The sequence below is a fragment of the Zunongwangia mangrovi genome (assembly GCF_900112105.1).
Classification (GTDB): Bacteria; Bacteroidota; Bacteroidia; order Flavobacteriales; family Flavobacteriaceae; genus Zunongwangia; species Zunongwangia mangrovi.
The window spans coordinates 242286-248906 of record NZ_FOKV01000005.1 but is presented as its reverse complement, the minus strand read 5'-3'; the positions used below and the strand labels follow the sequence as shown (position 1 = coordinate 248906).

Below are 6621 nucleotides of genomic sequence, written 5' to 3'. Positions count from 1 at the left end.
GTGGGAGACGACCACGTTGATAGGCTATAGGTGTAAAGGCAGTAATGTCATAGCCGAGTAGTACTAATAATCCGTATAGCTTGATGCAACGTTCTCTAAGGGGTGCAAGCTCCTTAGAGACGGCCAAATGCTAAGTTTTGTTAAGTTTTATAGTATTTTTTATTTCTTAATCATGTCAACATATTAGACTGTTGATCAGTTATATTGATAACTGATGCAATAGGTAACGACTTAAGGTGGTTATAGCGACGGGGCTCACCTCTTCCCATTCCGAACAGAGCAGTTAAGCCCGTTAGCGCAGATGGTACTACTATTTGTGGGAGAGTATGTCGCCGCCTTGCTTTTTGAAAACCCTTGCCAGAAATGGTAAGGGTTTTTTGTTTTATACAAGTTTAGTTAACTGAACTAAAAGGAACCAAACCGAAAGTCATAAGGCTTCCTACCATACACTACTGACAATAATCCATAAAAAAGCCGCTCTATCTAATTAAAGCGGCTTTTTATATATTATTTATCCTACCGGAAACCTTAAGCGGCCGGCAGATCACCATTACCCTTGGTCGGTAACTTACTACTACCCATTAAATATTTATCCACGTGGTAAGCAGCCTCACGTCCCTCAGAAATCGCCCAAACGATTAATGATTGGCCTCGGCGCATATCGCCCGCTGCGAAGATATGAGGGATGTTAGTTTGATAATCGTTATCAGCTTTAATATTCGTTCTATTATCTAGATCTAAGCCAAGTTGCTGGCTTATGCTAGCTTCTGGTCCTGTAAAACCTAAAGCAAGTAAGGCAAGTTCGCAGGGCCATTCTTTCTCGCTTCCTTCAACTTCTTTAAGTTGTGGTCTTTCTCCTTTTTTCCCTTTTACCCATTCAATCTCTACTGTTTTTAGACCTTTTAAGTTACCATCTTTATCTTTAAGGAACTCTTTAGTACTAATGCTCCAGTTTCGATTTACTCCTTCTTCATGAGAGCTACTGGTCTTTAGGGTAAATGGCCAGTAGGGCCATGGATTTTGTTTTGTTCTGCTATCTGATGGCATCGGCATAATTTCAAAATTAGTAACTGATTTTGCTCCATGGCGATTAGAGGTTCCCACACAGTCAGATCCAGTGTCACCACCACCTATTACAATTACGTTCTTACCTTCAGCAGATAGTTCAGAAGATAAGTCTTTTAAATTATCGACTACCTGGTTGTTATTCTTAAGGAATTCCATAGCTTGTACAACGCCTTTAGCCTCAGCTCCTGGAATTGGTAAACCTCTACGTTGGGTTGCTCCACCTGTAAGTACCACAGAATCGAAAGCTTTCAGCTCTTCTACATCGTAGTTAACCCCTACATGAGTATTTGGTTTGAAGGTTATTCCTTCTTCTTCCATAACCTTAAGTCGGCGGTCGATTACAGATTTATCTAATTTGAAATCTGGAATCCCATAACGGAGTAATCCTCCTAACTTGGCATCCCTTTCAAATAGAGTAACATCATGGCCTGCACGGTTTAATTGTTGTGCAGCAGCCATTCCAGCAGGTCCAGAACCTACTACCGCTACTTTTTTTCCTGTTCTTGTTTTTGGAGGGTTTGGTACGATCCAACCTTCTTTAAAACCTCTTTCAACTATATATTTTTCAATTAGCTCGATAGATACTGGAGGTTCAATGATTCCCAATACACATGCAGATTCGCATGGAGCAGGGCATAAACGTCCTGTGAATTCTGGGAAATTGTTTGTTGAATGTAAAATCTGTAATGCTTTTTTCCAATCATTTTGGTAAACAGCATGATTAAAATCCGGAATTAGATTACCAAGTGGACAACCACTATGGCAAAACGGAATTCCGCAGTCCATACAACGAGCTCCTTGATGATTAAGCTCCTCAGTATCTAAATCTTTTGTAAATTCTTTATAATTCTTAACTCTTAGCTCTACGGCTTCTGTAGTTTCCTCTTTTCTGTCGTATTCTAAAAATCCTCTAAGTTTTCCCATTATTACGCCGTTTTAAGTTCCAGGTTTTCTTCATTCTTTTTTTCTTCTTCCATTCTCTGTAATGCTTTTTTGTATTCTATTGGCATTACTTTAATGAATTTGGAAAGATTATCTTCCCAATTCTCTAATATGTGGCCTGCAACTTCACTATCGGTGTGATAGTAGTGATTTTGTATTAATTCTTTTAATTCTGAAGCGTCATCATTAGATAAATGTTCTAATTCGATCATCTCCATATTAAAGTTGTTATTATCTAATTTATTATCTGGATTATAGATATAAGCAATTCCGCCGCTCATACCAGCTGCAAAATTACGTCCTATTTTACCTAATATTACAGCTCTACCACCAGTCATATACTCACAACCATGGTCGCCAATTCCTTCGATAACAGCTTTGGCGCCAGAATTTCTTACACAGAAACGCTCACCACCAATTCCATTAATATAAGCTTCACCATTTATTGCACCGTATAATGCAACATTTCCTATAATTACATTTTCGTCAGATTTAAAAGTGGCCTCTTCAGGTTTTTTAACTGTAAGCGTAGCTCCACTAAGACCTTTTCCGAAGTAATCATTAGTGTTTCCGGTAACATTCATCGTAAGTCCACGTGTAGCGAAAGCACCAAAACTTTGCCCTGCGGATCCTTTAAAGTTTAGATCAAGAGTATGCTCTGGTAAGCCGCCTTCTCCATGAATTTTAGATATTTCGTTACTTAAGATAGCACCAGTGGTTCTATTAATATTGGAAATATCGAAATCCAAACTCATTTTTTCCTTTCGGTAAATAGCCGGGTGAGCTTTACTAAGAATATCAAAATCTAAAGCATTTTCTAGACCGTGATTTTGATCCTGAGTTTTATAAAGCGGAAGGTCTTTATCGATATTCGGCTTGTATAGAATATTTGATAAATCGATTCCCTGAGCTTTATAATGCTCTATAGCACGATCCATGTCTAATTTCTGGCTTTGACCAACCATTTCGTTAAGGGTTCTAAAGCCAAGACTCGCCATAATTTCACGCAATTCTTGTGCTACGAAGTACATAAAGTTAATTACGTTTTCAGGGGTTCCTTTAAAGTTCTTTCTTAATTCTGGATCCTGAGTAGCAATCCCAACGGGACATGTGTTTAGGTGACATGCACGCATCATAATACATCCAGAAGCAACAAGCGGGGCTGTAGAGAAACCAAACTCTTCAGCACCTAGTAAACAAGCGATCGCAACGTCACGTCCTGTTTTTAATTGTCCGTCACATTCAACTGTAATTCTACTTCTTAGATTATTTAAAAGCAAAGTTTGTTGTGCTTCAGCAATACCTAATTCCCAAGGTAAACCTGCATGTCTTAATGAGGTAAGAGGAGAAGCTCCAGTACCACCATCGTAACCAGAAATAAGAACAACGTCTGCTTTAGCTTTTGCAACACCAGCTGCGATAGTACCTACACCAACTTTAGAAACAAGTTTTACGTTGATACGTGCTTCTCTATTCGCATTTTTAAGGTCAAATATCAATTGCGCTAAATCCTCGATAGAATAAATATCGTGGTGAGGAGGCGGAGAAATAAGTCCTACATACGGAGTAGAATTTCTTGTTTTAGCTATGGAAGGATTAACTTTTGGTCCGGGTAATTGTCCACCTTCTCCAGGTTTAGCTCCCTGAGCCATTTTAATCTGAATCTCTTTCGCGTTAGAAAGATAATTAATCGACACTCCAAATCGTCCTGAAGCTACCTGTTTAATAGCGCTGTTTCTCCAGTTTCCGTTAGGATCTCTGGTAAATCGATTAGCATCTTCACCACCTTCGCCACTATTACTTTTTCCTTGTAGACGGTTCATGGCAATAGCAAGATTCTCGTGAGCCTCTTTACTGATCGAGCCAAACGACATCGCTCCGGTCTTAAACCTCTTTACGATTTCTGTCCATGGTTCAACTTCGTCTATAGAAATAGGATTAAGTTCTTTAAACTTAAACATTCCTCGAAGTGTCATCAGGTTTTTAGTCTGATTATTAATGAAATTAGAGTATTCCTGATATGTTTTGTAGCTGTTTTGTTTAACCGCCTGTTGTAATTTTGCTACTGAAGCAGGGTTTAACATATGGCGTTCACCATTCCTTCTCCAGCGGTAATCACCACCAATTTCCAGGTCTAAACCTGTATCGGTTTCTGGCGGAGTAAAGGCAAGTTTGTAACGTTTTTGGATCTCTTTTTCAATTTCGTAGAGACCAATTCCTTCAATTCTTGAAGGTGTGTTTGTAAAGTACTTGTTGGTGAATTTCTTGTTTAACCCTAAAATTTCAAAGATCTGTGATCCACGGTAAGAATGTAAGGTAGAGATACCAATTTTATTCATGATCTTAACAATACCCTTACCAATTGCTTTGTTGAAGTTTTTAACAGCAACATCTGGATCTTTTTCGTCGATGTCACCTTCTTCAGAAAGCTTGTAAATAATTTCGTTTACCATGTATGGATTGATGGCGCATGCACCATAACCAAATAGTAAAGCGAAGTGATGTGGTTCTCTAGGCTCTGCAGATTCAATTACGATACCAAAAGCAGATCTTCTTTTATGTTTTTTAAGTTCGTGATGAACAAAAGAACAAGCTAATAACGAAGGAATAGGAGCAAGTTTATCACTTACGTTTCTATCAGAAAGGATAATTATATTTCTGTCTTCATCTACAGCTTTTCTAATTTCCAGAACAATTTCTTCAAGGCGCTCTTCAAGCCCATTTAAGCCTTTGTCAATTTCATATAATATTGAAATTGATTTTGCACGAAAATCTGGATGATCTATATATTTTATTTTATCCAGGTCTTCGTTAGAGATTACTGGATTCTGAATTCTAAGTTTTTTAGCATGCTCTGGGGTAATGTCAAAAATATTTTTGTCTTCCCCAATAGATAAGCTAATATCAGTAACGATCTCTTCACGAATTCCATCTAAAGGTGGGTTGGTTACCTGAGCAAATAATTGTTTAAAATAATTAAATAAAAGTTGTGGTTTGTCTGAAAGAACAGCCAAAGGAATATCTGTACCCATAGATCCAATAGCCTCTTTACCTTGAGTAGCCATTGGGCTAATGATAGTTTTAATATCCTCGATAGTGTAACCAAAAACTTTTTGTCTTGTTTTAAAATCTACCGGCTCTACAGGAGTTTTGTTTCCAGTATAAGGAATATCTGCAAGTGGCAGTAAATTTGAGTCTAGCCATTTGCGATAAGGGCGTTTAGAAACAATTTGCTCTTTAACTTCTTCGTCACCAACGATGCGACCTTCAACCATATCTACCAGAAACATTTTTCCAGGTTCAAGGCGACCGTGTAATTCTACATTTTCTGGCTTTACATCAACTACACCAGTTTCGGAAGACATAATTACATAACCGTCTTTTGTAACGGTATATCGAGAAGGCCTTAAACCGTTACGGTCTAGCAGTGCTCCAATATATTGACCATCTGTAAATGGAATTGAAGCTGGGCCGTCCCATGGCTCCATGATGCAGGCATTATATTCATAAAATGCTTTCTTGCTGCCTCCCATAGAAGGATTTTTCTCCCAGGCTTCAGGTACCATCATCATAATCGCTTCTGGTAAAGAACGTCCTGTTTGTAAAAGCATTTCTAAAACCATATCCATAGAAGCAGAATCTGATTTTCCTTCTAAAGTTACTGGTAAGATCTTTTTGATATCTTCTCCAAAGATTTCACTTTCAAAAAGTTCTTCCCTGGCTTTCATTCGGCTAAGGTTTCCTCTTAAAGTGTTTATCTCGCCATTGTGACACATATATCTAAATGGTTGCGCCAAATCCCAGGTTGGGAATGTATTGGTAGAGAAACGTTGGTGAACTAAAGCGAGTTTAGTTACCAGGTCTGGATCATTAAGATCTGTATAATAAATATTGATGTCTTGTGGCATCAATAATCCTTTGTAAATAATTGTTTTTGTAGATAAACTAGGAAGGTAGAAATATTCAGCTTCTCCTAGATTGGAGCTGTATATTTTATGTTCTGCAATTTTTCTTGCGGCAAATAATTTTGCTCTAAAGACATCGTCGGTCGTATCTTCGTCTTTACCAATAAAAATTTGCTGAACGTTTGGCTCACTTAACGTAGCGATACTTCCTAAACAGGATTTATCGACCGGTACTTCTCTCCAGCCAATAATATTTAATCCCTGATTAATGATTTCTTCTTCGAAGATCTCTTTACAAATCTTAAGCTGATTTTTAGATCTTGGAAGAAAAACCATTCCTGCTGCATATTCACCAAATTCAGGTAAATCGAAGTCACAAACTTTCTTGAAGAAATTATGCGGAATTTCAATCAAAATTCCAGCCCCATCTCCAGTTTTTCCATCAGCACTTACCGCTCCACGATGTTCTAATCGAATTAGAATATCCAAAGCTTTGTGAATGATGTCGTTTGTGCGCTTACCTTTTAAGTTACAAATGAATCCCGCGCCGCAATTATCTCTCTCAAATTCAGGCAAGTAAAGCCCCTGCTCTTTTGGTCTCATAACCTATCTTCCTTATATTATTACTACAAAAATATCTAAATTAGTAAAGAATATGAAAGTAATAAAAGGAAAGAGTGTATTAAATCCAGTAAAACTAAAGAAA

General features: G+C 37.8%; 2 protein-coding genes and 2 rRNA genes. 2 read left to right on the top strand and 2 right to left on the bottom strand.

The window, feature by feature from the left end; all coding sequences use genetic code 11:
• A 23S ribosomal RNA gene (locus BM201_RS12960) occupies window positions 1-88 on the top strand; the annotation flags it as partial.
• A gap of 144 nt (window positions 89-232) precedes the next feature.
• Window positions 233-341 (top strand): 5S ribosomal RNA (rrf, locus tag BM201_RS12955).
• A 187-nt stretch (window positions 342-528) separates the two neighbouring features.
• Here the strand turns inward: rrf and BM201_RS12950 are convergent.
• Together BM201_RS12950 and gltB are read right to left on the bottom strand one after the other, a co-directional pair.
• Window positions 529-1992, bottom strand: a complete 1464-nt coding sequence (locus tag BM201_RS12950; RefSeq protein WP_092543281.1) for a glutamate synthase subunit beta — start codon at window positions 1990-1992, stop codon at window positions 529-531.
• 2 nt (window positions 1993-1994) lie between these two features.
• The gene (gene gltB, locus BM201_RS12945; protein ID WP_092543279.1) at window positions 1995-6518 is read right to left on the bottom strand and encodes a glutamate synthase large subunit; all 4524 of its coding nucleotides are present in this window, start codon (window positions 6516-6518) and stop codon (window positions 1995-1997) included.
• Window positions 6519-6621: the final 103 nt, after the last annotated feature.